General features: G+C 71.8%; 24 protein-coding genes. 19 read left to right on the top strand and 5 right to left on the bottom strand.

Annotation, left to right across the window (positions count from 1 at the left end; all coding sequences use genetic code 11):
• Positions 1-146: 146 nt before the first annotated feature.
• Positions 147-3395 carry a hypothetical protein gene (locus ACQP2X_RS23895; protein WP_498700392.1) on the top strand — a complete coding sequence of 1083 codons (3249 nt, stop codon included), beginning with the start codon at positions 147-149 and terminating at the stop codon, positions 3393-3395.
• Positions 3396-3521: 126 nt separating this feature from the next.
• Here the strand turns inward: ACQP2X_RS23895 and ACQP2X_RS23890 are convergent, their stop codons facing one another.
• Complete coding sequence (locus ACQP2X_RS23890; protein WP_498700390.1) at positions 3522-4094, bottom strand: TetR/AcrR family transcriptional regulator; 573 nt, start codon at positions 4092-4094, stop codon at positions 3522-3524.
• 88 nt (positions 4095-4182) lie between these two features.
• On the opposite strand from ACQP2X_RS23890, the gene ACQP2X_RS23885 reads away from it, so the two are divergent.
• Positions 4183-5055, top strand: coding sequence for an SDR family oxidoreductase (locus ACQP2X_RS23885; protein ID WP_498700389.1), 873 nt, complete (start codon positions 4183-4185; stop codon positions 5053-5055).
• Positions 5056-5064: 9 nt separating this feature from the next.
• The gene (locus ACQP2X_RS23880) at positions 5065-5490 is read left to right on the top strand and encodes a MarR family winged helix-turn-helix transcriptional regulator (RefSeq protein ID WP_498700387.1); all 426 of its coding nucleotides are present in this window, start codon (positions 5065-5067) and stop codon (positions 5488-5490) included.
• On the opposite strand, the gene ACQP2X_RS23875 is transcribed toward ACQP2X_RS23880, so the two are convergent.
• Both ACQP2X_RS23875 and ACQP2X_RS23870 read right to left on the bottom strand, forming a co-directional pair.
• The gene (locus ACQP2X_RS23875; RefSeq protein ID WP_498700384.1) at positions 5487-5771 is read right to left on the bottom strand and encodes a hypothetical protein; all 285 of its coding nucleotides are present in this window, start codon (positions 5769-5771) and stop codon (positions 5487-5489) included. The two genes, ACQP2X_RS23880 and ACQP2X_RS23875, sit on opposite strands and share 4 nt — an antisense overlap.
• Before the next feature lie 26 nt (positions 5772-5797).
• Positions 5798-6511, bottom strand: coding sequence for an acetoacetate decarboxylase family protein (locus ACQP2X_RS23870; protein WP_498700382.1), 714 nt, complete (start codon positions 6509-6511; stop codon positions 5798-5800).
• 67 nt (positions 6512-6578) lie between these two features.
• Between ACQP2X_RS23870 and ACQP2X_RS23865 the strand changes: the two genes are divergently transcribed.
• From ACQP2X_RS23865 to ACQP2X_RS23850, 4 genes are all read left to right on the top strand, one after another.
• Positions 6579-7697, top strand: a complete 1119-nt coding sequence (locus tag ACQP2X_RS23865; RefSeq protein WP_498700379.1) for an NAD(P) transhydrogenase subunit alpha — start codon at positions 6579-6581, stop codon at positions 7695-7697.
• Positions 7694-7978 carry an NAD(P) transhydrogenase subunit alpha part 2 gene (locus ACQP2X_RS23860; protein WP_498700377.1) on the top strand — a complete coding sequence of 95 codons (285 nt, stop codon included), beginning with the start codon at positions 7694-7696 and terminating at the stop codon, positions 7976-7978. The genes ACQP2X_RS23865 and ACQP2X_RS23860 overlap by 4 nt, the downstream gene beginning before the upstream one ends.
• The gene (locus ACQP2X_RS23855) at positions 7975-9360 is read left to right on the top strand and encodes an NAD(P)(+) transhydrogenase (Re/Si-specific) subunit beta (RefSeq protein WP_498700375.1); all 1386 of its coding nucleotides are present in this window, start codon (positions 7975-7977) and stop codon (positions 9358-9360) included. Before ACQP2X_RS23860 ends, ACQP2X_RS23855 begins: the two co-directional genes overlap by 4 nt.
• Positions 9361-9463: 103 nt before the next feature.
• Positions 9464-10717, top strand: coding sequence for a methyl-accepting chemotaxis protein (locus ACQP2X_RS23850; protein ID WP_498700373.1), 1254 nt, complete (start codon positions 9464-9466; stop codon positions 10715-10717).
• On the opposite strand, the gene ACQP2X_RS23845 is transcribed toward ACQP2X_RS23850, so the two are convergent.
• Positions 10698-11357 (bottom strand): TetR/AcrR family transcriptional regulator, encoded by a 660-nt coding sequence (locus tag ACQP2X_RS23845; protein ID WP_498700371.1) that lies wholly within the window; start codon positions 11355-11357, stop codon positions 10698-10700. The two genes, ACQP2X_RS23850 and ACQP2X_RS23845, sit on opposite strands and share 20 nt — an antisense overlap.
• A 60-nt stretch (positions 11358-11417) precedes the next feature.
• Between ACQP2X_RS23845 and ACQP2X_RS23840 the strand changes: the two genes are divergently transcribed.
• The 12 genes from ACQP2X_RS23840 (at position 11418) to ACQP2X_RS23785 (ending at position 25719) form a co-directional block, all read left to right on the top strand.
• Positions 11418-12581 (top strand): acyl-CoA dehydrogenase family protein, encoded by a 1164-nt coding sequence (locus tag ACQP2X_RS23840; protein WP_498700370.1) that lies wholly within the window; start codon positions 11418-11420, stop codon positions 12579-12581.
• The gene (locus tag ACQP2X_RS23835; protein WP_498700369.1) at positions 12571-13785 is read left to right on the top strand and encodes an acetyl-CoA C-acetyltransferase; all 1215 of its coding nucleotides are present in this window, start codon (positions 12571-12573) and stop codon (positions 13783-13785) included. The genes ACQP2X_RS23840 and ACQP2X_RS23835 overlap by 11 nt, the downstream gene beginning before the upstream one ends.
• Positions 13785-15818, top strand: coding sequence for a 3-hydroxyacyl-CoA dehydrogenase NAD-binding domain-containing protein (locus tag ACQP2X_RS23830; protein WP_498701020.1), 2034 nt, complete (start codon positions 13785-13787; stop codon positions 15816-15818). Before ACQP2X_RS23835 ends, ACQP2X_RS23830 begins: the two co-directional genes overlap by 1 nt.
• Positions 15819-15849: 31 nt before the next feature.
• A complete protein-coding gene (locus ACQP2X_RS23825; protein ID WP_498700367.1) occupies positions 15850-16923 on the top strand; it encodes a CaiB/BaiF CoA transferase family protein in 1074 nt (357 codons plus the stop codon).
• 404 nt (positions 16924-17327) lie between these two features.
• Positions 17328-18368, top strand: coding sequence for a diguanylate cyclase (locus ACQP2X_RS23820; RefSeq protein ID WP_498700366.1), 1041 nt, complete (start codon positions 17328-17330; stop codon positions 18366-18368).
• Between the two features lie 61 nt (positions 18369-18429).
• Positions 18430-19989 (top strand): methyl-accepting chemotaxis protein, encoded by a 1560-nt coding sequence (locus ACQP2X_RS23815; RefSeq protein ID WP_498700365.1) that lies wholly within the window; start codon positions 18430-18432, stop codon positions 19987-19989.
• A 96-nt stretch (positions 19990-20085) separates the two neighbouring features.
• Entirely contained in the window at positions 20086-21204 is a 1119-nt protein-coding gene (locus ACQP2X_RS23810; protein ID WP_498700364.1) for an ABC transporter substrate-binding protein, read from the top strand.
• Entirely contained in the window at positions 21197-22090 is an 894-nt protein-coding gene (locus ACQP2X_RS23805) for an ABC transporter permease (RefSeq protein ID WP_498700362.1), read from the top strand. Before ACQP2X_RS23810 ends, ACQP2X_RS23805 begins: the two co-directional genes overlap by 8 nt.
• Positions 22078-22881, top strand: a complete 804-nt coding sequence (locus tag ACQP2X_RS23800; RefSeq protein ID WP_498700361.1) for an ABC transporter permease — start codon at positions 22078-22080, stop codon at positions 22879-22881. Before ACQP2X_RS23805 ends, ACQP2X_RS23800 begins: the two co-directional genes overlap by 13 nt.
• Positions 22878-23897: an ABC transporter ATP-binding protein gene (locus ACQP2X_RS23795; RefSeq protein ID WP_498700359.1), complete on the top strand. Its 1020-nt coding sequence runs from the start codon at positions 22878-22880 to the stop codon at positions 23895-23897. Before ACQP2X_RS23800 ends, ACQP2X_RS23795 begins: the two co-directional genes overlap by 4 nt.
• A gap of 55 nt (positions 23898-23952) precedes the next feature.
• Positions 23953-24744, top strand: coding sequence for a M15 family metallopeptidase (locus tag ACQP2X_RS23790; protein ID WP_498700357.1), 792 nt, complete (start codon positions 23953-23955; stop codon positions 24742-24744).
• Between the two features lie 552 nt (positions 24745-25296).
• Positions 25297-25719: a DUF1877 family protein gene (locus ACQP2X_RS23785; RefSeq protein ID WP_498700356.1), complete on the top strand. Its 423-nt coding sequence runs from the start codon at positions 25297-25299 to the stop codon at positions 25717-25719.
• Here the strand turns inward: ACQP2X_RS23785 and ACQP2X_RS23780 are convergent.
• A complete protein-coding gene (locus tag ACQP2X_RS23780) occupies positions 25703-26008 on the bottom strand; it encodes a putative quinol monooxygenase (RefSeq protein WP_498700355.1) in 306 nt (101 codons plus the stop codon). The genes ACQP2X_RS23785 and ACQP2X_RS23780 overlap by 17 nt on opposite strands.
• Between the last annotated feature and the right edge of the window lie 7 nt (positions 26009-26015).

The raw sequence follows: 26015 nt of genomic DNA, 5'->3' as shown, positions 1-26015 counted from the left end.
CCGGGGGAACGAGGACGGTTTCGCCACATGTGCCCGCCCGCATCGCCCTTACAGCGTCCTAGGAGGCTAGGCTCCCTCGATGAAGGCTGTGTACGAATGTGGCGGAATCGGGGCGGAGAGGCTCGAGTGGTCGCTACCTTCCCCTCATGGCCACGGCAACCGAGAAACCCGCCGGCCGGACCCGGCCGGCACCGGCCCGCCAGCCGGCCTACGACCAGTTCCTCCAGCTCCTGGAGGAGGGCGACGCCGACGACATGGCCGACGCCCTGCTGCACCTCGACGAGCAGCACCGCCGCGCCCTGGTCCCCCGCATCCGCGCCACCGACCCCGCCGTCCCACCGTCCGGCAGCCCCTCGGCCCGGCGCCGCCGCCCCGTGCTTAGCGCCCTCTCGGGACCGAACGCCCTCACGGGGCCAAACAGCCTCACGGGGCCAAACAGCCTCACAGGGCAGAACGCCGTCACGGGGTCAGACGCCCTCACCGGCCCGAGCGCCGCCGCGCCGAGCTTCCTCACGGGACCGAGCACGCCGGCCGACCTTCCGGCAGCGCCGCCCGTGCGCTCCCGCCGCCCCTCGGCAGCGGACCCCGACGAACGCGCCCGCCGCGAGGGCGCACTGCTCGTAGCCGGCGCCGGCTGCCTGCCCACCAGCGACGACGTCGTCGCGTGGCTGCGGTCGCCGCGGTTCAAGGGCGACTTCCCAGGCCGTACGATCGCCGCTGTCATCAGGGTTTTGCAAGCACCCGGCCGGCCCGGCCTGGCCACCGTCGCCACCGACCTCGCGGCCCAGCTCAAGCACCGCGAGCACGACCGCGGCGAATGGGCCCTGACCGCCGCCGCCCTGCACGCGGCCGGCCTGCCCCTCCCCCGGACCGAGCCGGTGCTGCGCGGATGGGTACGCCAGTTCTCCGCCGCCACCTCGCCCGGCGCCCTGGCCGCCCGCCTGGCCGAGGACCCGTGGCTGGAGACCCAACTGCCGGCCCTGCTCGCCACCCCGAAGGTCGCCACCGACCTCGGCGACATCTGGCCGGCCGCCCTGGCCCTGCTCGCCGCCGGCAAGCGCATCGACCGCCGCGAGCTGATCGCCCTGCTGGTCGCCCGCCTCCGGTCCGGCGACCGGGGTGCCGCGCTGCGCCCCACCCTGGAGACCTTCCGCCACCTCGACCCCACCGTGGAGGAGCGCGCCGCCCACCGCGCGGACTTCCTGGCCATGCTGGCCGAGCCCAACGGCCCGGTCGCCGAGCTGGCCCAGCGCGTCCTGCGGGCCTTGGACGACGCCGGCCACCTGGACGCGGACACGGTCACGGCCGCCATGCGAGCCGCGTTCGCCCGCACCGAGAAGAAGCTGATCCGCGCCCAGGTCGCCTGGCTCGACCGGGCCGTCACCCGTCATCCGTCGGCCGCGCCGGCCTTGCTGGAGGCCGCGACGTCCCTGCTGGACAGTGACGACACCGAGGTAGCGGAGAAGGCGCTGCGCGTCGTAGGCCACCATTCCGCCGAGGCCCTCCGCCCGGCCGCCGACACCCTCGCGGGAGATCTCCGCCGCCAGGCCGATGAGATCATCGGCCAGCCGTCGATCCCTCCAGGTCCGAGGTTCCCTCCTTCTCCCATGGTGTACGTCCCGGAGCCCATGCCGCCCGCGATCGGCTCCCTGCCGGAGCTGTCGGCAACCCTCGCCCGTTCCCCGTTGACCCCGGTCGACCTGGAACGAGCGCTGGCCGCCATCACCAAGTTCGGCGCCTCGGCCCGCCCCGACCTGGCATGGGCCCTGGCCCCCCACGCCGCGGACAGGACGTCGCCGCTGGCCGAGCTCATCCACGCCCTGGTCCCACCCGAGCTCGCCGAGGCCGCGGCCGCCCAGGCAGCCGCCCGTTCCGCCGGGGCCGCCACTCGCCGCTACGCCCCGGTGGGCGCCCGCCGCCCGCCGGCCACGTCCAGCGCCCCGCCGCCGACCGCGAGCACGATCGTTCCCACCAGAGCGGCCAACCCCGCCGCCCCGCACGCTCCTGCCGGGGCCGCCTTCCCGGGCGCCGACCGGAGGCCCCTGCCCGCCCCGCACGCGCCTGCCGGGGCCGCCTTCGCGGGCGTCGACCGGAGGCCCCTGCCCGCGCCGCAGGAGATGTGGCGCCTGCGGATCCGCGAACTCGCCGGACAGCTGACGCGGGGCGAGGCGCCGCCCGCCCTGTTGGCCACACCGGCCACACAGGACGGTCACGTCGATCCGGCCCGCCTGTTGCTGCGCCTGGCTTCAGCCGAGCGCGCCGGCTGGCAACCCGGCCCGTACGACCTGACCCAGGCCCTGCTGCGCCTTCCCCGTGAGACACCGCCCTCGGTGCTCACCGCCGCCGCGCGCCTCAACTCCACCGCCGGCCGCCGCTTCGCCGCGTGGCTGCGCACCGGCGGCCTGCCCGACCCGGCGATCACCGTGATCGCCTCACCCGCCGGCCCCGCGCACCGCGGGGTGACCTTCGCACCGCTGGACGCCTCGGGTCTCGCGCTTCCGCCCGGATTGCTCGCCCTGCCCACCGACCAGCCCCGCCGGGCGCCCTCCGACCCGTCGTGCTGGCCCATGGTCCTGCCGAGCCACCGCGAGATCATCGCCGCCCACGTCGTGCATTCCCGCTCCCTCGAGAGGACCTCCGACGGTCCCGCCCGGAGCGCCCCCGGACACGTCGGGGAGAACGTGACCGAGAGCCCCTCCGGGCACGCAGGGGAGAGCGTTACCGAGCGCTCCGTCGGCCGCGATACCGAGAACGCCTCCGGATACCTCGGGAAGAGCGCTACCGAGCGCTCCGCCGGCCGCGATATCGAGAGCGGCGCCGCTCATGCCCGGCGAGCAGCGCCGACCGCCGCGGACGAGCGCCCTGCCGGCCACCAGCCGCCGCCGGCTCCGGCCGGGGACCAGGTTGCGGCGGGCGCCCAGGCGGAGGTTCTGACGGCGCTCGCCCGCTCGAACGGGCCGTTCGGGCCCGCGATGGCGATCGCCCTCGCGCAGGCGCTGACCGTCGGCACCGAAGCGGACCGCGGCGATGCTGTCGCCGCCGTCGCTCATCTCGCCCGGTGCGGCGGGCTCGACGCGGGGCTGCTCGGCCGTGAACTCGCCCTGCTCCTGGCCGACCGGCCCGACGATCTGCACCCCACCACCGACGCCCTGGCCGACCTGGCCCGGGGCGGCTCCCAGCACGCCGTCTGGGCGATCCTGCACGCGGTCGTTCCCGCCCTGCTCCGCCGGGACCGCCCGCCCGCCGGCCTGCCCGACCTGCTGGCACTGGCCACCGCCGTCGCCGCCGCGATCAACGCCCGCGCCCACCTGCCCGAGGTCGCCGCCGCGGCCGCCCGCCCCGAACGCACCCGCCTCAAGAACGAGGCCGCCCGCCTGGCCCGAACGCTCGCCTGAAACAGCCGAACCCCGCGCGCGAGGCGGTCCGGCCGCCCGCAGGAGGGACGTCGCGGCAACTGAGCACAAAAGGAAGCTGAGCGCGAGAAGAAGCTCAACGCGGGCGGAAGCTCAACGCGGGAAGGATCAGCAGAGCGTGGCGGCGGCCTCGGCCGTGGCTGTCAGCTCCTCGCGGGCCAAGGCGGCGAAGTCGCGGTCGTTGCCGGGCGCGATCCATCGGGTGAACGCCGCCCGGAACGCCAAAGTGCCCAACTCCGCCGTCACCGCCGCCGCTCGTGGGTCCAGGCCCCTCGACCGCAGCGCCGTCGTCATGGCCTCGGTCATCGCGGCCTGCTTCAGCAGTTCGCGTTCCAGCAGTTCTGTGTTGGCCGCGATCACCGTCTGGCGCTTGACGACCCAGTCCCGGCGTTCCGCGTTGAACGGGAACGCCGCCGCCTCCAGGGCCGCCTGCACCAGCTTCAACGGCGGCGTCCCGGCCGGCGACGACTCGATCGCCGTCACGAACGCCTCGCTCAGCAACTCGCCGCCCGCGAACAGCACCTCGCGCTTGTCGGTGAAGTGGCGGAAGAACGTGCTCTTGGCCAGGCCGGCCCGGGTGGCGATCTCGGCCGCCGTCGTGCCCTCGTACCCGCGCTCGACGAACAGGTCGAGCGCGGACGCCGCCAGGCGCTCGCGTGCGTTCGGTTCCCAGCGTGCCATGAGGGCGATCCTAGCGTGATGGGACTCAGTCCCGTCACGTGCTACGGTGATGAGACCAAGTCCCATCACAGGGCCAGGAGGTCCTCTCATGCGTATCTTCGTCACCGGCGCTTCCGGCTGGACCGGGTCGGCTGTCGTCCCGGAGCTTCTCGCGGCCGGCCACCACGTGATCGGCCTCGCCCGCTCGGACGCCTCGGCCGCGGCGCTCACGGCGGCCGGCGTGGAAGTCCTTCGCGGCGACATCGACGACCTCGGCGCGCTGCGCGCCGGAGCCGCCGGCGCCGACGGTGTCGTCCACCTCGCGTTCAAGCACGACTTCACGGTCTTCGAGCAGAACATCCTGGACGACCGGCGGGCCGTCGAGACCATGGGCGCCGTTCTCGAGGGCACCGGCAAGCCGCTGGTCATCACCTCGGGCACGCCGGTCGTGCCGGGCGTGGTCGCCACCGAGCGGGACACCCTCACCTCGACCGAGGGCCGCGGTCTCACCGCGAAGATCGCCGCCGGCATGGCCGAGCGGGGTGTGCGCTCCTCGGTCGTCAACCTTCCCCGCACCGTGCACGGGCCGGGCGACAAGGGCTTCATCGCCATGCTGGTCGCCGCCGCCCGGCAGTCCGGTGTCTCCGGCCACGTCGGTGACGGCTCGCAGCGCTGGCCGGCCGTGCACCGGCTCGACGCCGCGAAGCTCTTCCGGCTCGCCGTCGAGCAGGCGCCGGCCGGGTCGATCCTCAACGCGGTCGGCGACGAGGGCGTGCGGATCGCCGACGTCGCCGCGGTGATCGGGCGGCACCTCGGGCTTCCGGTGAAGCCGCGGCCGGCCGGGGAGTTCGGTTTCCTCGGCATGGTGCTCTCCGTGGACCAGCCCGCGTCCGGCGCCGCCACCCGCGAGCTGCTCGGCTGGGCGCCGGAGCACCCGGGCCTCATGGAGGACCTCGAAAAGGGGCACTACTTCGAGGGATAGGGTGCCGTCATGGCACGCAGCACCCGGCCCGCGGATCTCGGCATGCTGGCGGCCCGGCTGCTGTTCGGGCTCCAGTCCGAGCTGTTCCGGCGCAGCGCCGACGCGGGCTTCGGCGATCTGCGGCCCCGGCACGGGGCCGTGCTCGCCCATCTCGACGAGGACGGCCTGCGGCAGAACGACTTCGTCCGGCTGGCCGGGCGCAACAAGCAGACGATCGCCACGATCGTGGACGAGCTGGAGGCGCTCGGCTATCTGACCCGGGTCACCGATCCGAGCGACCGGCGGGCCAAGCTGATCATGCCGACCGAGCGCGGGCGGAAGCTGATGGAGCTCTCCGACCGCGTCGTGGCCGACCTCGAGGCGGAGTACGCAGCGAGGGTCGGCCGCGAGGCGTACGAGCAGTTCTTCGGCACCTTGAAGGCGATCACCGGCTAGGCCAGCTCACCCTCCTCGGCGCTGACCAGCGAGTCGATCGCGGCGAAGAAGGCGGCGATGCCGGGCCGGTTGGCGCCCTTGGCCCGGGACGCCGCGAAGTCCCCGGCGCTGCGCCAGGTCACGATGTCGAGCCATTCGCCGTCCGGCAGGCGGACCAGGCGGGCGTCGACGAAGCCCTCGCGGTCGGCCTGGAAGTCGGCCAGCATGCCGGGCCGCGCGCTCAGCAACTCGGGGACCCGGGCCGGGTCGACGCGGAAGCGGGTCAGTTCGATCGTCGTCATGACGCGAATATAGTCCAACTTCTTGACTAAACCGCGCGCCACTCCCCCAGCGGCCCGCGCAGCGACGACGCGTGCACGGTCAGGAGCGGCCGGTTCACCATGCCGAGCGCCGCCATCCGCCGCGCCATCGGGTGCTCCCCCAGGCGTACGGAGAAAGAACCGCGACCCAGGCGCACGCCGGACAGCCGCATGGGCACCCGGCCGCGCAGCAGCCGGCCCGCCTGGGCCCCGTGATCCAGATAGGACCAGGCGGGCAGCGACGAGCGGACGCCGAACGGCAGGCGCAGGCGGCCGTGGGTGAACGACGCCGACATCACCGGCGTGTCACCGTCGGTCACCGTCACGTCGGTCGCGCCGTCGCCGAAACGCAGCGTGGAGGTCATCAGCCACTTCGGCAACGCCCAGAAATCCTGGCCGGCCTCCCGCGTGAAGGCGCCGGTCACCGGCAGATCCAGCAGATAAAGGCCCGGCCGGCGCCCGGGACCCAGGGCCAGAAGGCCAACACCCACTTCGTCGTACGTCTTCAGCGCCCACTCACCGTAATGAATGCACATGAGCAGCCCGAACGCCCGGCCGAACGCCGTGAACGGCTTCAAAGGCAGCCCGGCCAGCAGCTCGCGCGCGGACGCGGCCGGTGCGGTGAAGACCGACGCCGTGATCCGGGCGTCGGTGATGGTCACGGGCAACGTGACGGTCTCGCCCTGAAGGGACCACACGCCGGCACCGATCCGTTCCGCCATGCGCCCGACCCTACCGCCGGGCGGGGTCGAGGTGATACAGCATCGATATCGATGCGAGGGGATGCCGATGACGATCGTCGGAGTGCTCAGCGAGACCCCGGGGCGCGAGCGCCGGGTGGCCCTGACCCCGGACGCGGCCGGCCGGTTGCGATCCCGGCAGATCCGGGTCCTGATCGAGGCGGGCGCGGGCCGGGGAGCCTGGTTCGGCGACGCCGACTTCGAGGCGGCGGGGGCCGAGGTCAGGACCAGGTCCCAGGTTTACGCCGAGAGCGACATCCTGCTGTGCGTCCATCCACCGGACGACGTGGCCGCCCTGCCACCGGGGCGGGTGCTGATCGGGCTGCTCGATCCGCTGAGCCATCCGGGCCGCGCGGAGGGGCTGGCCGCGGCGGGCATCACCGCGCTCAGCCTGGATCTGCTGCCGCGCACGCTGAGCCGGGCCCAGGCCATGGACGCGCTGACCTCACAGGCGAACGTGGCCGGATACAAGGCGGCGCTGCTGGCGGCCGAGGCGTACGGCGGCTTCTTCCCGATGCTGGTGACGGCGGCCGGCACGGCACGGCCGGCGCAGGTGCTCGTGCTCGGCGCCGGGGTGGCCGGCCTCCAGGCGATCGCCACCGCGCGGCGGCTGGGCGCGCTGGTCACCGGCTACGACGTGCGCACGGCCGCGCAAGCGGACATCGCCTCGCTGGGGGCGGCCGTGCTGGCGACCTTCAATACCGACAAGTCGCAACAGGACGGATATGCACAGTCGCTGGACGCCGACGAATCGGACGCCCAGCAGCGCGCGCTCCAGGATGCCATCCCCCGCTTCGACGTGGTGATCACGACGGCGAAGGTGCCCGGAGCGCAGGCTCCGCTGCTGGTCACCGACACCGCGCTGGAGAAGATGCGGCCCGGCTCGGTGGTGATCGACATGGCCGTGGGGAACGTCGCGGGCTCGGTCGCCGACACGCGGCTGGTCACCGACGGGGGCGTCACCGTGATCGGCGCCCCCGATCTGGCCGCCACCGTGCCCGTGGCGGCCTCCACGGCGTACGCCCGCAACGCCGTCGCCCTGCTCACCCACCTCATGCCCGACGGGGTTCTCACGCTCGAACCGGCCGACGAGGTGCGGGCCGGCGTGCTGGTCTGCCACGGCGGGCAGATCGTCCATCCCCGGCTGCCGAAGGAGATCCGCTCATGAGCGCGCTGCTGCTCGCCGACCTGACCGTCTTCACCCTCGCCCTGCTCGTCGGCTTCGAGGTGATCAGCAAGGTGCCGGCGACGCTGCACACGCCGCTGATGTCCGGCGCCAACGCCATCCACGGCGTGGTCATCGTCGGCGTGATGCTGCTGGCGGCCACGGTCTCCTCCCCCGCCGGATACGTCCTGCTGGCGGTGGCCGCGTTCTTCGCCGCCATGAACGTGGCCGGTGGATATCTGGTCACCGACCGGATGCTGGCGATGTTCCGGAGCCGGTCGTGAGCGCCTTCGGCACCGTCACCCACCTGGTCTACCTGGCCTGCGCGACGGCCTTCGTGATCGGCCTGCACCTGATGAACACCCCGGCCACGGCCCGGCGCGGCAACCAGGTCTCGGCCGGCGGCATGGCGGCCGCGATCGTCACCACGCTCGTGGTGCTGGTCCACGACGGAGGCGTCGACGCGTACGCGGCGTGGGCCCTCGGTATCGGCGCGGCCGCCGGCGCGGTGGCCGGCCTCGTCGCCGCGCGGGTGGTCCGGATGACGGCCATGCCCCAACTGGTGAGCCTGTTCAACGCGGTCGGCGGCGGGGCGGCGGCGCTGATCGCCCTCGGCCATCACCCGGCGACCACGGCGGCCGAGGTGACCGCCGTCCTGGACGTGCTGATCGGTGCGATCACCTTCAGCGGGTCGCTGATCGCCGCCGGCAAGCTGGCGGGGCGGGTGCCCGGGCGGCCGCTCGTGGTGCCGTACGGCCGGGTCCTGTCCTTGATCCTGACGGTGCTGAGCGTCGCGCTGGCGGTGCTCTTCGTCGGGTTCGAACCGTCCGTGTGGGCTCTGATCGGGATCGCCGTCGCCGCGCTCATCGGTGGGGTGCTGCTGACGCTGCCCATCGGCGGGGCCGACATGCCGGTGGTCATCTCCCTGCTCAACGCGTGCACGGGCACGGCCGTGGCGATGGCCGGATTCGTGCTGGGGAGCACGCCGCTGATCATCGCGGGGGCGCTGGTCGGCGCGGCCGGCGCGATCCTGACCAAGCTCATGGCCGACGCGATGAACCGGCCGATCGGCGCCATCATCGCGGGCGGTTACGGCACGGGCGACGCGGTCGCGGTGACCACGGGCGGGACCCAGCAGGTCCGCGAGGTGACCGTCGACGACGCGGCCATCCAGCTGGCGTACGCGGGCAAGGTCGTCATCGTCCCGGGCTACGGGCTGGCCGCGGCGCAGGCCCAGCACGAGGCGGTGGCGCTGGCCCAGGCCCTGACCGAGCGCGGCGTCGAGGTCAGCTACGCGATCCACCCGGTGGCCGGGCGCATGCCGGGCCACATGAACGTGCTCCTGGCCGAGGCCAACGCGCCGTACGAGCACTTGCAAGATCTTGAAGAGAGCAACCCCGGCTTCGCCCGTACGGACGTCGCGCTCGTCATCGGGGCCAACGACGTCACCAACCCGGCCGCGCGCCGGCCCGGCAACCCCGTCTCCGGCATGCCCATCCTCGACGTGGACCACGCGCGTTCGGTCATCGTGATCAAGCGCTCGCTCGGGCACGGCTACGCCGGCATCGACAACGAGCTCTACACCGATCCGCGCACGGCCATGCTGTTCGCCGACGCCAAGGCCGGTCTGGCCGCCCTCCTCTCGGGACTGCACGCCTACGCCTGACACCCCGCACACAGCCCTAATTCCCCGAATCCGCCCACCCCGGCCGCCGACGGTGGAAACCTGAAGCCGTGGTGCTGGTTCCTCTCCCGACGAGCCACGCCACATGACCGTGCTCTGGATCGCCGCGCTGCTGCTGGCCGCCGCCTCCGCCTATGTGGTCGGCGCCCGCCGGCAGCGGCGCCGTGCCCTGCGGGCGGTCCGCGACTCGCTGGGCGACCTGCTCGACTCGGCCTCCGCTCCCCTGGCCGTGCAGCCCTCGTCGCCCGGCCTGCCCACCGGCGACTTCGCCGCCCAGCGGCCGTTCGGCGCCCTGGAGTTCGGCGATCAGCTGGCCGCCCTGGCCGCGCTCATCGACGAGGGCCGGGCCGAGCTGGAGGGGATGCGCACCGAACGCGAGACCCGGCTGCGCGAGACCGAGCAGGAACAGCGCCGCGTCAACCATCGCCTGCGCCGCCGGGCCAAGGAGGCCATCGACGACACCGGCACGATCATCAACGAACGCCTGCGCGACGTCGTCTCCCAGGTCGGCGCGGCCCGCGACGCCGCCACCGCGACCCATGACCGGGTCACCGAGACCGCTTCGGCGGCGGGTTCGATGGTACGCCGGGCCCGCAGCGCCGACGAGGCCGCAACCACCCTGAACGAGAGTCTCCGCCAGGTCGCCGGCATCGCCGGCGTCATCTCCGAGATCGCCTCGCAGACCCGGATGCTGGCCCTGAACGCCACCATCGAGGCGGCCCGGGCCGGCGCCGCCGGCGAGGGCTTCGCGGTGGTCGCCGACGAGGTGAAGAGCCTGGCCGACACCACGGCCAGCTCGACCGAGCAGATCACGGCCACGATCGCCACCCTGGAGGCCGACATCGCCCAGATGGGCGGCACGCTGAGCGCGATCGTCCAGGAGGTGGCCGACATCGAGGCGGCCATGGGCGCCCTGAGCGGCATCGCCGACGACCAGCACCAGATCGTCGAACGCCTCAACGCCACCGTCGACGCCACCATGGCCAGCATCCAGGACCTCTCCGAGGTGGCCGAACGCCTGGAACGCCGCCGCCACGACCGCGTGGCCACGACCGGCCCGGTGGTTCTCCGCGTCCCCGGCCGCCCCGACCAGCCCGGCACCCTGATCGACGTCTCCACCGAGGGCGTCGGATGCCTGCTGGCCGCGAACACCCCGCTGTCGGTGGGCGACCGGGTGGAGGCCACCCTTCAGCTGCCGTCCGGCTCCTGCACGGTGAACGCCCAGGTGGTCCGCCGGTCGGCCCGCCCCGACGGCGCCGAGGTGGGCATGCAGCTCATCGAGGCCGGCTCCGACGCGCAGTCCCGCATCGAGGCGGAGATCAACGCGGCCTTCGAATGACCGGATCCGTCCCCGGACGGCGCGCGACGGCGTCACCATCGTCCTCGTCGCCGAAGACGGACGTCACCATGGTCAGCAGGGTCAGCGACAGCAGGCGGTGGACCTGGGCGCGGGTGAGCACGCCACGCTCCAGCCACTCCCGCGCGGTCGAGGTCGCGAGCCCGACGTAGGACCGGGCCATGGCGTGCATGGCCGGGGTGACCGCGGTGAAGCCGACGGCGGTCAGCACGGCGTCGGCGGCCGCGTCGATGGCCTTCGAGATGGCCCGGTCGACCTCGGCGTCGCCGGCCATGCCGCCGGCCGTGATGGCCGCGAGCCAGGACTGGCTGTGCCGCGACACCACGTCGAGGAACCAGCCGACGATGGCGTCGATCCGGGTCGGCAGGTCGCCGGCGGGCAGCGAGGCGAGGGCCACCGGCGGTACGGTCAGCATCACGTGGATGACCTCGAGGTACAGATCTTTCTTGGTGCCGAAGTAGTGGTTGATCAGCCCGCGGGCGACCCCCGCCGCACGCGCGACGTCGGTGGTGGAGACCTCGGCGTAACCGCGCTCGCCGAACAGCCGCACGGCGACCGACAGGATCTGTTCCCGCCGGGCGTCCGGCGAGAAACGGCGGCGCTGTCCCACGTCGATGCTCACTCGTCGACCTTAAGGCACGTGCTTGTTGACAGTCCGCCAACAAGCCGGAAGAGTTGACCCATGCCGACCCCAGGACTGGACGGATACACCCCGGCGTGGCTCAAACCCGAGCACGACGACCTCGCCGAGCTGGCCCGCGCCTTCTTCACCAAAGAGGTCGTGCCCCACGCGGCGCGTCTCGAGGCGCAGGGTCATCCCGACCGTGAGCACTATCGCCAGGCGGGTGCCCTCGGCCTGCTCGGCCTGTCGGTCCCGGAGGAATACGGCGGTGGCGGCGGCGACTTCACCCACGAGGCCGTGCTGCTCACCGAGCAGACGTTCAGCGGCGAGGGCAGCCTCGGCCTGGCCGTGCACAGCGGCATCGTCACCGGCTACATCACCGCCTACGGCACCGAGGAGCAGAAACAGCGCTGGCTGCCCGGCCTGTGCGACGGCTCGCTGGTCGGCGCCATCGGCATGACCGAGCCCGACGGCGGCTCCGACCTCCAGGCCATCCGCACCAGGGCGATCAGGGACGGCGACGACTACGTCGTCACGGGCTCCAAGACCTTCATCACCAACGGCGGCTTGGCCGACCTGCTGATCCTGGCCGTCAAGACCGACACCACCCAGGGCGCGAGCGGCATCAGCCTGATCGTCTGCGAGCTGGCCGGCGACCCGCCCGGGTTCCGCCGGGGCCGGCTGCTCGACAAGATCGGCCTGCACGCCAACGACACCGCCGAGCTGTTCTTCGACGACTTCCGCGTGCCCACGGCCAACCTGCTCGGCACCGAGGGTGGCGGCTTCTTCCAGATGATGGCCCAGCTTCCGCAGGAGCGGCTCGTCATCGGGGTCGGCGCCGTGGCCGTCATGCAGCGCGCGGTGGAGCTCGCCACGGCGTACGCCAAGGAACGCCAGGCCTTCGGCAAGCCGCTGATCGGGCACCAGAACACCCGCATGGTGCTGGCCGAGTGCGCCACACAGACCAGGGTGGCCCGCGTCTTCCTGGACGACTGCATCGAGCGGCATGTCCGGGGCGAGCTCGACGTCGCGACCGCCGCCATGTCGAAATACTGGCTCACCGACGGCCAGTGCGAGGTGGTCGACCGCTGCCTGCAGATCTTCGGCGGGTACGGCTACACGACCGAATACCCGATCGCGCGCATGTACGCCGACGCGCGCGTGCAGAAGATCTACGGTGGCACCAACGAGATCATGAAGGAGCTGATCGCCCGTGTCCTCTGAGGCTTATGTTTTCGACGCGGTGCGCACGCCGCGCGGACGAGGCAAGAGCAACGGCGCGCTGCACGGGGTGAAGCCGATCTCGCTGGTCACCGGCCTGATCGACGCCCTGCGCGAGCGCAATCCCGGCCTCGACCCGGCCCGCATCGACGACATCGTGATGGGCATCGTCACCCCGGTCGGCGAACAGGGCGGCGATCTGCCCCGCGCCGCGGCGCTGCTGGCCGGGCTGCCCGACACGGCCGCCGGAGTCCAGCTCAACCGCTTCTGCGCCTCGGGCCTGGAGGCGGTGAACCAGGCCGCGGCCCGGGTGCGCAGCGGCTGGGACCAGCTCATCCTGGCCGGCGGTGTCGAGTCGATGTCGCGCAACCCGATGGGCTCCGACGGCGGCGCCTGGTTCCTCGACCCCGAGACGTCGCTGGCCACCGACTTCGTGCCGCAGGGCGTGAGCGCCGACCTGATCGCCACCATCGAGGGCTTCGGCCGCGACGACGTCGACGGTTACGCGCTGCGCTCGCAGGACAGGGCGGCCAAGGCCATCGCGGGTGGCCACTTCGCCCGCTCGATCGTGCCGGTCCGCGACGAGAACGGTCTCGACGTGCTCACCGCCGACGAGCATCCGCGCCCGGAGACCACCCGCGAGGCGCTGGCCCGGCTCAAGCCGTCGTTCGCGGCGATCGGCGCCGCGGCCGGGTTCGACGCGGTCGCGCTGCGCAAATACCACTGGGTCGAGCGGATCGACCACGTCCACCACGCGGGCAACTCGTCCGGCATCGTGGACGGAGCCGCCCTGGTGCTGATCGGCTCGGAGGAGATCGGGCGTTCGCTCGGCCTCACTCCCCGCGCCCGCATCACCGCGGCCGCCGTGACCGGCTCCGATCCGACGATCATGCTCACCGGGCCCATCCCCGCCACGCACAAGGCGCTGCGCACCGCCGGTCTGGACACGTCCGACGTCGATCTCTTCGAGATCAACGAGGCCTTCGCCTCGGTGGTGCTGAAGTACCAGCGCGACCTCGGGCTCGACCCCGACACGGTGAACGTCAACGGCGGCGCGATCGCCCTCGGCCACCCGCTCGGCGCCACCGGGGCGATGCTGCTCGGCACCGCGCTCGACGAGCTCGAGCGGCGCGACCAGCGCCGGGCCGTGGTCACGCTCTGCATCGGCGGCGGCATGGGCGTCGCGACCGTCATCGAGAGGCTGTGATGATCGAATATCAGCGGGACGACTCCGGCGTGGTCACCCTGACCCTCAACGACCCGGACCAGTCCGCGAACACCATGAACCAGCGGTACGTCGACGCGATGAGCGCCGCCCTGGACCGGCTCGAGGCCGAGCGCGACCAGGTCACCGGCGTCATCGTGACCAGCGCGAAGAGCACGTTCTTCGCCGGCGGCGACCTGCCCTCGATGATCCGGGCCCGGCGGGAGGACGCCCCCGCCCTCTTCGAGCTCCTCGGCACCATCAAGAGAGATCTGCGCCGCCTGGAGACGTACGGAAAACCGGTCGTCGCCGCCGTGAACGGGGCCGCCCTGGGCGGTGGCCTCGAGATCGCGCTCGCGTGTCACCACCGCGTGGTGCTCGACAAGTCCAGCACCCGGCTCGGCTTCCCCGAGGTCACCCTCGGGCTGCTACCCGGCGCGGGCGGTGTCACCCGCACGGTCCGCATGCTCGGTCTCGCCCCGGCGCTGATGGCCTGGCTGCTCACCGGGCGCCGCTACAAGCCGGCCGACGCCCGCGACAACGGCCTGGTCGACGAGCTGGCCGCCACCCCGGAGGAGCTGATCGAGAAGGCGCGGGCCTGGATCGCCGCCAACCCGGAGGCGAGGCAGCCGTGGGACCGCGAGGGCTACCGCATGCCCGGCGGCACCCCGTCCACGCCGAAGCTCGCGGCGCAGCTGCCGGCCTTCTCGGCCACCCTGCGCAAGCAGCTCAAGGGCGCGTCGCTGCCGGCGCCGGAGAAGATCCTCCAGACGGCGGTCGAGGGCGCCCAGGTCGACCTCGAGACCGCGCAGATCATCGAGACCCGCCACCTGATCACGCTGCTCACCGGGCAGATCGCCAAGAACATGATCGGCGCGCTCTTCTTCGACATGCGCGCGATCAACGGCGGCCTGGCCCGGCCCGAGGTCGAGGTGCCGCCGGCGACCAAGGTGGCGGTGCTCGGCGCCGGCATGATGGGGGCCGGCATCGCGTACGCCTGCGCCCGCGCCGGTCTCGAGGTGGTCGTCAAGGACGTCAGCGAGGAGACGGCGGCCCGCGCCAAGCAGGAGGGTGACCCGGCCGTTCTCGCGCGGATCACCACCACGGCCGACGCCCGGGCCCTGGCCGGCTGTGACGTGGTGATCGAGGCGGTCTTCGAGGACCCCAAACTCAAGCACGCGGTCTTCGCCGAGGTCGAGCCGGTGCTGGCGCCGGGCGCGCTGCTCGCCTCGAACACGTCGACCCTGCCGATCACCGGGCTGGCCGAGGGCGTGTCCCGGCCGGCCGACTTCATCGGCATGCACTTCTTCTCCCCGGTCGGCAAGATGCCGCTGCTGGAGATCGTGGTCGGCGAGAAGACCAGCGACGAGGCCGTGGCCCGCGCGTTCGACCTGGGCCGGCGCATCGCCAAGACGCCGATCGTGGTCAACGACGGGCGTGGCTTCTTCACCAGCCGGGTCATCGGCCGGTTCATCGACGAGGCGATCGGCATGCTCACCGAGGGCGTGCCCGCGGCCTCGATCGAGCACGCGGCGCTCCAGGCCGGATATCCGACCGGCCCGCTGGCCCTGGCCGACGAGGTCAGCCTGTCGCTGGTCCAGCGGATCCGCCGCCAGTTCGAGGCGGCCGCGGGCGGCGCGTTCGAGCGCCTCCCGTCCCACGCCCTGGTCGACGCGATGGTCGACGAGCATGGCCGCCCCGGGCGAGCGGCCGGCCAGGGCTTCTACACGTACGAGAACGGCAAGCGCACCGGCCTGTGGCCCGGCCTGGCCGGCTTGACCACCGACGAGGGCCGCGCCGTGCCGTTGACCGACCTGCGGGACAGGTTCCTGTTCGCCGAAACCCTGGACGCGCAGCGGTGCCTGGCCGAGGGCGTGCTGCGCACCGAGGAGGACGGCAACGTCGGCTCCATCCTCGGCATCGGCTACCCGGCCTGGACGGGCGGCGTCCTGCGCTTCGCCCACCAGCACGCCGACTTCCGGGGCCGCGCCACCGAGCTGGCCAAGCGCTACGGCGACAGGTTCCTCCCCGCATGAGCGCCGGCCGCGCTGTCGAGGGAGGCCGGGTGTGAGCGGGCCGCTGGACGGCATCCGGGTCGTCGAGCTGGCCGGGCTGGCGCCGGGGCCGTTCGGGTGCATGGTGCTGGCCGATCTCGGCGCGGACGTGGTGCGTGTCGACCGGCCCGGCGGGCAGTTCCCGCCGCTGGGTCCGCTGGGCCGGGGGCGGCGCACGGTCGAGCTCGACCTCAAGACGCCGGACGGGGTGGCCGAGCTGCTGCGGCTGACCGAGCACGCCGACGTGTTCGTCGAGGGCTTCCGTCCCGGCGTCGCCGAGCGTCTCGGCTTCGGCCCCGAGCGGCTCGCCGAGATCAACGACAGGCTGGTCTACTGCCGGATGACCGGCTGGGGGCAGGACGGCCCGCTGGCCGCGCGGGCCGGCCACGACATCGACTACATAGCGATCGCCGGCGCCCTCGAACCGCTCGGCCGCGCCGGCGAACGCCCCCACGCCCCGATCAACCTGGTCGGCGACTTCGCCGGCGGCGGCATGCTGCTGGCCGTCGGCGTCCTGGCCGCGCTGCTGGAACGCTCCCACTCCGGCCGCGGCCAGGTGGTCGACGCGGCCATGGTCGACGGTTCGGCCCTGCTCATGACCTTCGTGCACGGCATGGCCGCGATCGGCCAGTGGGGCCCGGCCCGCGGCGAGAACCTCCTGGACGGCGGCGCCCCGTTCTACGACACCTACGAGACGTCCGACGGCGGTTTCATGGCCGTGGGCGCCCTGGAGCCACCCTTCTACCAGGCTCTCCTCGACGGCCTGGGCCTGTCCACAGCCGATTTGCCGCATCAGTACGACAAGTCGGGCTGGCCCGTGCTGCGCTCCCGGTTCGCCGCGGCGTTCGCTTCCAAGTCCCGCGACGAGTGGACAACCACCTTCGCCGGCTCGGACGCGTGCGTGGCCCCGGTCCTCTCCCCCTTCGAGGCCCCTGACCATCCCCACAACGCCGAACGCGCCACCTTCATCACCGTCGACGGGGTGCGCCAGCCCGCCCCCGCACCCCGTTTCTCCCGCACGGCCACAAAGTCCCCTACCCCCGAAACAGCCGTGACCGTCCCCGATGTCCTCGCGGGTTGGCACTGAACCCCAGCAAACTCACCACATCGCTCCACGGGCACCGCCCGCGCCGCCACCACCGGCTCCACGCCCACCGCCCCACACCGCCCGTCGCCGACTCGGCCGCCCCGCGCTGCGACCGAACGGCCGCAGCGCCGGCAACCCACCCGTCGGACCGGACCGGCCGCACCGCGCCGCCCGATCTCCGGCACCGCGCCGCAGCGCTCGCACGGCGCCGCGCCGCCCACATCACGCCGCCCGCAACATGCCACGCCGCCCACACCACGCCGCCCGCACCACGCTGCGCCGCCCACACCACGCCGCCCGTGCTGTGCCGCTCTCACGGTCTCGGCGGCCCGCCCGGCCGCGCGGAAGCTGTGAAGTCTCTTTGAAGGCTCATAGGCGCGGAGCGGCGGCCGATTCAACGGCGGATGAACGCGACCACTGACCACTCCGCCTGGCGGCGACGGCGGACCGTCGAAGCCAGTGCCTTTCTGGCGCGGGTGGCCGGAGTGCTGGCCACCGCGGTGTTCCTGTCGGGGCTCACCGGGCTGCCGCCCGAAGCGCACGTGCATCCCGCCATGCGGCTCGCCTGTGACACCGGCATCGTGCTCATGGTTCTGGCCAATGTTCTCGCCGCGGTCAACTTTCACCGGCCCGGTGATCGGTGGTACGGGGCGCTCGGTACCTTGCAGACCGTCTGCGACGTCGTCGCCATCGGTGGGATCGTCGTCGGCGTTCAGGCGTACAGCATGCAGACCACCTGGCCCCTCCTCGCGCTTCCCGTGCTCGTGGCGGCTCTCCGGCGACGACTGCCGGGTGCTCTGATCGCCTGGCTCGCCACCAGCCTCATCCTTGTTTTCGCGGCGGCGCGCTACGGCGAGAAGTCGTTCCATCACGGCGACGTGACCATGGCGATCCTCGTCAACCTGCTCATCGCCGCGCTCGGCGGCACCCTCGCCACCGCGTACGGCCGTCAGGTCAAGGAACTTCAGGGCATCCGGCGGCAGCTCGACCACCAGGCCACCCACGACTCGCTCACCGGGCTGCCCAACCGGCAGCGGCTGACCACCTACGCGGCCGAGCTGGACGGCCGGGCCCTGGCTGTCCTCCTTCTCGACCTCAACGGCTTCAAAGCTGTCAACGACACTCTCGGGCACGCGGCCGGCGACGAGCTGCTCTGCGTGGTCGGTGCGCGGCTCACCTCCCATCTGCGCTCCGGCGACCTGGCGGGGCGGCTCGGCGGGGACGAGTTCGTGGTCGTGCTGCCCGATGCCACGCTCGCCGACGCCGAAAGCCTGGCCGATCGGCTCCGGGACGCGATCCGGCAGCCCATCTCCGTGCACGGCCGCACTGTGACCGTCGGTGTCAGCATCGGGGCCGCTCGGCGCGATGTCGGCCAACTGTCCGACTTTTCGGAATTGTCGAGTGCAGCGGACGCTGCGATGTATCGGGAGAAAGCGTCCCGATAGATCTCATGTCCGTTTCGTGGCGGCCGATCGGGCTCGGCAACATCGCGAGCTCGGAGGGCATATGCGGAAACTTCAGGACATCGGCGTCGCCAAGAGGCTGGGCCTGATCGTCGGAACCGGCGCGGTGCTGATGAGCGCCCTGGCCGGGCTCACCCTGGTCGGCGAGGACAGCCTGGCCGACCAGAGCGACCGGATCACCGGCCTCGAGGCGGGGCTGGCGGCCCTGAACCACCTCGACACGCGCCAGAGCGAGCTCAAGGCCGACGCCTACCGCGCCGCCCTCGGCATCGACACCACCACCGACACCGCCGACGACGTCAAGGCCTCGGAGGAAGCCCAGGCCGCCGTCCTCGCCGCCGGGCTGCCGGCCGATCTGCGGGCCGCCTTCACCAAGTCGCAGTCCGACTTCACCTCGTTCAACGAGTACATCGAGTCCTTCGTCAAGGCCGCCGTCGCCGACCCGGCCTCGGTCAGCGCCCGGATCGGCGAGATCGCCGACAAGAACGCCACCACCGACGACGCCCTCGGCGCGCTGGTCGACCAGGCCACGGCCGCGGTCGCCCAGGAGCGCTCGGACATGACCGACACCGAGAAGTCGACGCAGTTGCTGGCCATCGCCGTCGCCGCGGGTGGGCTGGCCCTGCTCATCGGCCTGGCCATCCCGCTGTCGCGCTCGATCCTCAAGCCGGTGCGCCGGCTCGGCGAGGTGGCCGACGCCCTCGCGCACGGCGATCTCACCAAGCGCAGCGGCATCACCAGCCGGGACGAGCTCGGCGTGATGGCGGCCAACCTCGACGGCGCCCTGGAGACGTTCCGGGTCTCGCTGGAGACCGTGGCCAAGGACGCCGACAAGCTGGCCGGCGCCTCGGCCGAGCTCTCCGCGATCTCCGGCACCATCGCCGACGCGGCCGGCGACACCAGCGCCCAGTCCTCGTCGGCCGCGGCCGAGGCCGAGGAGATCTCCCGCAACGTGCAGACCGTCTCGGCCGGCTCCGACGAGATGGGCCTGGCCATCCGCGAGATCTCCCGTAACACGAGTGAGTCGGCTCAGATCGCGGCCACCGCCGTGAGCGAGGCCGCCCGCGCCACCGAGACCGTGCGCCAGCTCGGCGCCTCGTCGGCCGAGATCGGCAACGTCATCAAGCTGATCACCTCGATCGCCGAGCAGACCAACCTGCTGGCCCTGAACGCGACCATCGAGGCCGCCCGCGCGGGTGAGGCCGGCAAGGGCTTCGCCGTGGTCGCCTCCGAGGTCAAGGACCTGGCCCAGGAGACCGCCAAGGCGACCGAGGACATCGGCACCCGCGTGGCCGCCATCCAGCACGACACCACCGGCGCGGTCGAGGTCATCTCGCGGATCTCCGAGGTCATCGCCCAGATCAACGACTTCCAGACCACCATCGCCTCGGCCGTCGAGGAGCAGACCGCGACCACCGGCGAGATGAGCCGCAGCATCGCCGAGGTGGCCAACGGCTCCTCGCGCATTGCCACCAACATCGCCGATGTCTCGGCCGCCAGCGCCGCCTCGGTGCAGGGCGTCGAGCAGACCCGGCACGCCTCGGGCGAGGTGGCGCGCACCGCCGACGAGCTTCGCCAGCTGGTGAGCACCTTCAAATTTTGATCTTCGGCCGGGCGCTTGATCGTTCCCGCCCGTTCACCATGCCCTCTCATGATCACCCGGCGCCCACCGGCACGGTGCGCGCAGAGAGGGAAAACGGTGCGTACATTCAAGCGCTCGGTCGCCGTCACGCTGGCGGCCACCACGATTGCCGCGATCGCGGCCTGCTCCCCGCCCGAGAAGGAGAGCGAGTCCTCGTCGAGCAGCGCGGCGACCGCGACCAGCGCGGCCGACCTCGGCGGAATGGACGCCCTGGTCGACGCGGCCAAGAAGGAGGGCGCGCTCAACGTCATCGCGCTGCCGCCGGACTGGGCCAACTACGGCGAGATCATCAAGGCGTTCGGCGACAAGTACGGCATCAAGGTGAACTCGGCCCAGCCCGACGCCGCCAGCCAGGACGAGATCAACGCGGCCAACCAGCTCAAGGGCCAGGACAAGGCCCCTGACGTGTTCGACCTGGGCGGCTCGGTCGCCTCGGCCAACACAGCGCTGTTCGCCTCGTACAAGGTCAGCACCTGGGCCGACGTGCCGGACAGCCTGAAGGACGCCAACGGCGCCTGGACGAACGACTACGGCGGCTACATGTCGATCGGCTACGACAGCGCCAAGGTCCCGGCCCCGACGAGCGTGGCCGACCTGCTCAAGCCGGAGTACAAGGGCAAGGTCGCGCTCAACGGCGACCCGACCCAGGCCGGCTCGGCCTTCGGCGGCGTGCAGATGGCCGCACTGGCCAACGGCGGCTCGGCCGACGACATCGCCCCCGGCGTCGACTTCTTCGGCAAGCTGAAGAAGGCCGGCAACTTCCTGCCGGTCGACCCGACCCCGGCCACCATCGAGTCGGGTCAGACCCCTGTCGTCTTCGACTGGGACTACCTGAACGCCGCCCAGGCGGCCAAGACCAAGACCTGGAAGACCTTCGTCCCGAACGGCGCGGTCCTCGGCTCGTACTACGTGCAGGCGATCAACAAGGACGCCCCGCACCCGGCCGCCGCGCGCCTGTGGCAGGAGTTCCTCTACAGCGACGAGGGCCAGAACCTGTGGCTCAAGGGCGGCGCCCGCCCGGTCCGCGCCGAGGCCATGCAGAAGGCCGGCACGATCGACAAGACCCTGTACGACGCTCTCCCCAAGATCGAGGGCACCCCGGTGATCCCGACCGAGGCCCAGAACACCAAGGCCAAGGAGACCCTCACCGCGAGCTGGGCCAAGGCCATTGGCTGAGGTCGTCGCGGCCGCTCCGCAGCGCGTGGCCACCCGGCCACGCCTGCGGGGCACCGCCCTGCTGGGCACGCTCCCATTCTTCGCGTACGTGGCGATCTTCCTGATCATCCCCACCCTGGTCGTGGTGATCGGCGCGTTCGCGAGCAACGACGGCGGCGCCACCCTGGAGAACATCAAGGCGCTGGGCAACGAGTACATCCTGGACGCCTTCGGCCGCAGCATCGCGCTGTCGGCGGTCAGCGCGATCGTGGGCGCCGTGCTCGGCGCCGTCCTGGCGTACGCCCTGGCCACCGCCCGCCCCGACGGCATCCTGCGCCGCGTGGTGACCGCCGCCGCCGGCGTGCTGGCCCAGTTCGGCGGCGTCACCCTCGCCTTCGCCTTCCTGGCCACCATCGGCCTGTCCGGCTTCGTCACCGTGTTCCTGCAGGACCACGGCATCGACATCTACTCGGGCGGCGTGTGGCTGTTCGAACTGCCGGGCCTCACGCTGGTCTACACGTACTTCCAGATCCCGCTCATGGTGATCGTCTTCCTGCCCGCGCTCGACGGCATCCGCCCGCAGTGGCGCGAGGCGACCGAGAGCCTGGGCGGCACCACCTGGCAGTACTGGACCAAGGTGGCGGGCCCGCTGCTGGGCCCGGCGTTCCTCGGTTCCACGCTGCTGCTCTTCGCCAATGCGTTTTCCGCGTACGCCACCGCGGCCGCCCTGGTCAGCCAGGGCAACCCGATCGTCCCGCTGCAGATCCGCAGCGCCCTGACCAGCGAGGTCATCCTCGGGCAGGCCAACGTCGGCAAGGCGATGGCGCTCGGCATGGTCATCGTGGTGTCGGTCGTGATGGGCCTGTACACCCTGCTGCAGAAGAGGACGGCGAAATGGCTGGGGTGATCGCCCGGCGCGCCCGCAAACAGCGCGCCTTCCGCTGGGCCGTGCTGATCGTGCTCGGCGTCTTCTTCCTGCTCCCGCTGGTCGCTATGGTCGAGTTCTCCACGCGCGACGCGAACACGTGGTCGCTGCTGGTCGACTGGCCGCAGCTCAGCTCCACCTATCCGGACCTGTCCGACGGCATCGTCGCGTCGCTGCTGCAGGCGGCGCTGACCGCGGTGCTGATGCTGCTGCTTCTGGTGCCGACCGCGGTGTGGGTACGCCTGCGGCTGCCCAAGATTCGCCGGCTGGTCGAGTTCCTGTGCCTGCTTCCGCTGACGATCCCGGCCATCGTGCTGGTCGTCGGGCTGGCGCCGGTCTACGCCTGGGTGAACTACTTCCTCGGTGGCTCCTCAGTGACGCTCGTGTTCGCGTACACCATCCTGGTTCTGCCCTATGCCTATCGCGCGATCGACGCGGGGCTGTCCGCCATCGACGTGAAGACGCTGGCCGAGGCCGCCCGCAGCATGGGGTCGGGCTGGGCCGGGGTGATGTGGAAGGTCGTGCTGCCGAACATCCGCTCGGCGGTCCTGTCGGCCGCGTTCCTGACGGTGGCGCTGGTGCTCGGCGAGTACACCATCGCGTCGCTGCTCAACCGGACCAACCTCCAGGTCGCCATCGCGTTCCTCGGCAAGAGCAGCGCCACGATGTCCGTCGCCGTGTCGCTGACCGCGCTGCTGCTGGCCTTCGTCCTGCTCCTGCTGCTGTCCCTGTTCGGCGAGCGCCGATCCTCCCGTCGTAAGGAATCATCATGACCGGCGTCGCCGTACATCTGAAGGGTCTGCGCCGGACGTTCGGCTCCGTGCACGCCCTGGACAACCTGGACCTGTCGATCGCGCCGGGCGAGTTCATCGCCCTGCTCGGCCCGTCGGGCTGCGGCAAGACCACGGCCCTGCGCGTGCTGGCCGGCCTCGAGGACGCCGACAGCGGCGAGGTCCTGGTGGGTGGCAAGGACGTCACCGCGCTGCCCACGAACAAGCGCGACATGGGGATGGTCTTCCAGGCGTACAGTCTCTTCCCGCATCTGTCCGCTCTGGACAATGTGAAGTTCGGGCTGAAGCTGCGCGGCCGCAAGGCCTCCGCCAACCGCGCCGGGGACATGCTCGACCTGGTCGGCCTCACCGGTTTCGAGGGTCGCTTCCCGCACCAGATGTCCGGCGGCCAGCAGCAGCGGGTCGCCCTGGCCCGCGCGCTGGCCATCGAGCCGAGCGTGCTGCTGCTGGACGAGCCGCTGTCGGCCCTGGACGCCAAGGTCCGCGTGCAGCTGCGCGACGAGATCCGCCGCATCCAGACCGAGATCGGCACCACGACCCTGTTCGTCACCCACGACCAGGAGGAGGCCCTCGCGGTCGCCGACCGGGTCGGCGTCATGCGGGCCGGCAAGCTGGAGCAGCTGGCCACCCCGGCCGAGATCTACCAGGCGCCGGCGTCGGCCTTCGTGGCCGAGTTCGTGGGCCTGTCGAACCGGCTCCCCGGCACCATCGCCGGCGAACACATCGAGGTCCTGGGCCACCGCCTCCCGCTGATCGCCCCGTCCTCGTCGTCGACGGCGACCGCGCTGGTACGGCCCGAGTCGGTGACGGTCGAACCCCACGACGAAGGCGAGGGCCGGGTCGTCACCACCAGCTTCCTGGGCCCGATCAGCAAGGTCACGGTCGCCGTGGGCGAGGTCCTGGTCGTGGCCCAGATCGCCAGCGACCGCCTGGCCACGCTGCCGGCCGGAGCTCCCGTCCGCGTGACCCTGGCCCCGAGCCCGGTCGCGTTGGCCTGACGTTTTTTCGCGTTTCCCTGCGGCTCGCCGGGATCTCTTCGTACGGTCGGAAACCGTGCTGAAGAGATCCCTGGCCGCCCTGCTCGCCGTTTGCTGTCTTGCCATCTTCGCCGAACCGGCCACTGCCGCCGCCCCGGCCTGGCACGTGGTCCGCCCCGGCGACACCCTGGCGAGCATCGCCCGCATGTACGGCCACTCGAAGGCCACCCTGGCCCGCTGGAACCAGTTGCCGTTGAACACCACGGTGCAGGTGGACGGCGTGATGCGCCTCAGCCGGCCCACGGTCCTGCTCCCGCCGTGGCGTACCCACATCGAGACGGTGACCCCCGGCATGGTGAACTGGAACCCGCTGCGCCGCTGCCCGGTCCTGCCGACCGGCCTGCGCAAGGTCTGGGTCTCCTACATCGACTTCACGGGCGCCCACCACGACGGCAGCATCGTGGTCCGCACCGAGGCCGCCCGCCGGGTCCAGAACATCTTCCACACGCTGTACAACTGGCGCTTCCGCATCATGGGCATGGCACCCATGCGGATCAACGCACCCACGCAGCGGAACATGGCCACGGTGACGGCCGGCTACAGCTGCCGCAACGTGGGCGGCACGAAGGTCTTCTCGGAGCACGCCTCAGGCGTGGCGATCGACATCAACCCGTTCCAGAACCCGATGATCAGGGGCACGAGCGTCTCCCCCGCCAACAGCGCCTTCTACCTGAACCGCAGCCGCTACCTGATCGGCATGCTGCACCCCGAGGGCGCGGCCCGGGCCTTCCTGTGGAACGGATATCAGTGGGGCGGCTATTGGCGCAGCCTGAAGGACTACATGCACTTCAGCCTGACCAACCGCTGACGCCTTCGCGAGCTCACGCTTATCAGGACAACTCGTGACCTCGACACCCCAGAAGCCGGCTCCGGTCGACGTGGCCTCGGGCCACTCCGTGTGGATGAGCTGAGTGCGGTATCCGCTGTGCCCGGTGGAAACCCTCGACTCGAGCACGGGTTGAGCCGCCTGCAATTGGTACAGGCGGACATACAGGGAGTGCTCGACCGCTGGAACGGCCTGGCTGAAACAGTCGGGATCGGGCTCGACGCAGAGCGTTTCCACTACGGGATTCGGTCGTGCGACTGACGGGCCAGTGAAAATCCGCCGTGCACCGCGTGCGCATAGCCATTCAACGAGGCCGGTCACGGTCTGGTGTGCCGCGATCTCGTCCGGCGTGACGTGCCGACCCGAGATACGTGCCACGGGGAGTCCCATTCTGACCAGAACGTCGAGCCAGCCACTCTGTGCGCGCCCAGACCAGACCAGAGCTCACGGCAGGCCCAATGTTGTCGGACCCCTCCGGCATACTCCCGGCCATGGGATGCCGTGGGGTTTTGTTCGCGTTGACGGGAGCTCAGGATGCGGCGCTGGTGGCCACCCGCGATGACGACGAGGTCATGGAGTTCGTCGAGGAAGGAGGAGGCCTGGGAACGGGACTGGCTGTGCGAAGTGGACAAATCCTGGGACGCCATGCACCGGTGCCTGAGTGACGGCACCCTTCAGCTCGGGCGGCGTACCGGCGAAGCTCTGGAACTGGCGCTGCTCGGCGGTGGCCATCACCACGAAGGGGAGGACCACATCGTCGCCCATGTGCTCGCCGATCAGGTGCCGGCGGTTGCGGCGGCGCTGGAAACCGTGAGTGAGGCGTGGCTGCGGGAGCGGTACGACCGTATCGACGCCGAGGACTTCGACTACACCTGGCACTATCTCGCCGAGGTGCGTGACTTCTACGAACGCGCGGGTGCGGCCGGGCGGTCGGTCATCTTCACGGTTGACCAGTGAGGCCGCCGCGCACCTCGGTCTCCTGGTTGAAGAAGTCGCCGGTCAGCAGCGGCATGGCCTTCGCGATGGCGGCCCGGGTCTCGGGGAGCTTCAGCGAGTCGTCGTGATGCTGCTTCGACTCCCAGACCTCGCTGACCCAGATCGTGACGTCGTCGGTGACGGCGGCGCTGACCACGTAGAGGTGGCAGCCGGCTGCTCGCAGGCCGTCGGCGCCGCTCACCAGCAGGTCGATGATCTCGTCGCGGTGGCCGGGCTGGGCCTTCATGGAGGCGATGTATCCGTACGGCATCCCGACA

The organism is Actinoplanes sp. CA-131856 (assembly GCF_050956135.1).
Classification (GTDB): domain Bacteria; phylum Actinomycetota; class Actinomycetes; order Mycobacteriales; family Micromonosporaceae; genus Actinoplanes.
The sequence above is the reverse complement of the archived record's forward strand: the minus strand, read 5'-3'. Positions and strand labels throughout refer to the sequence as shown.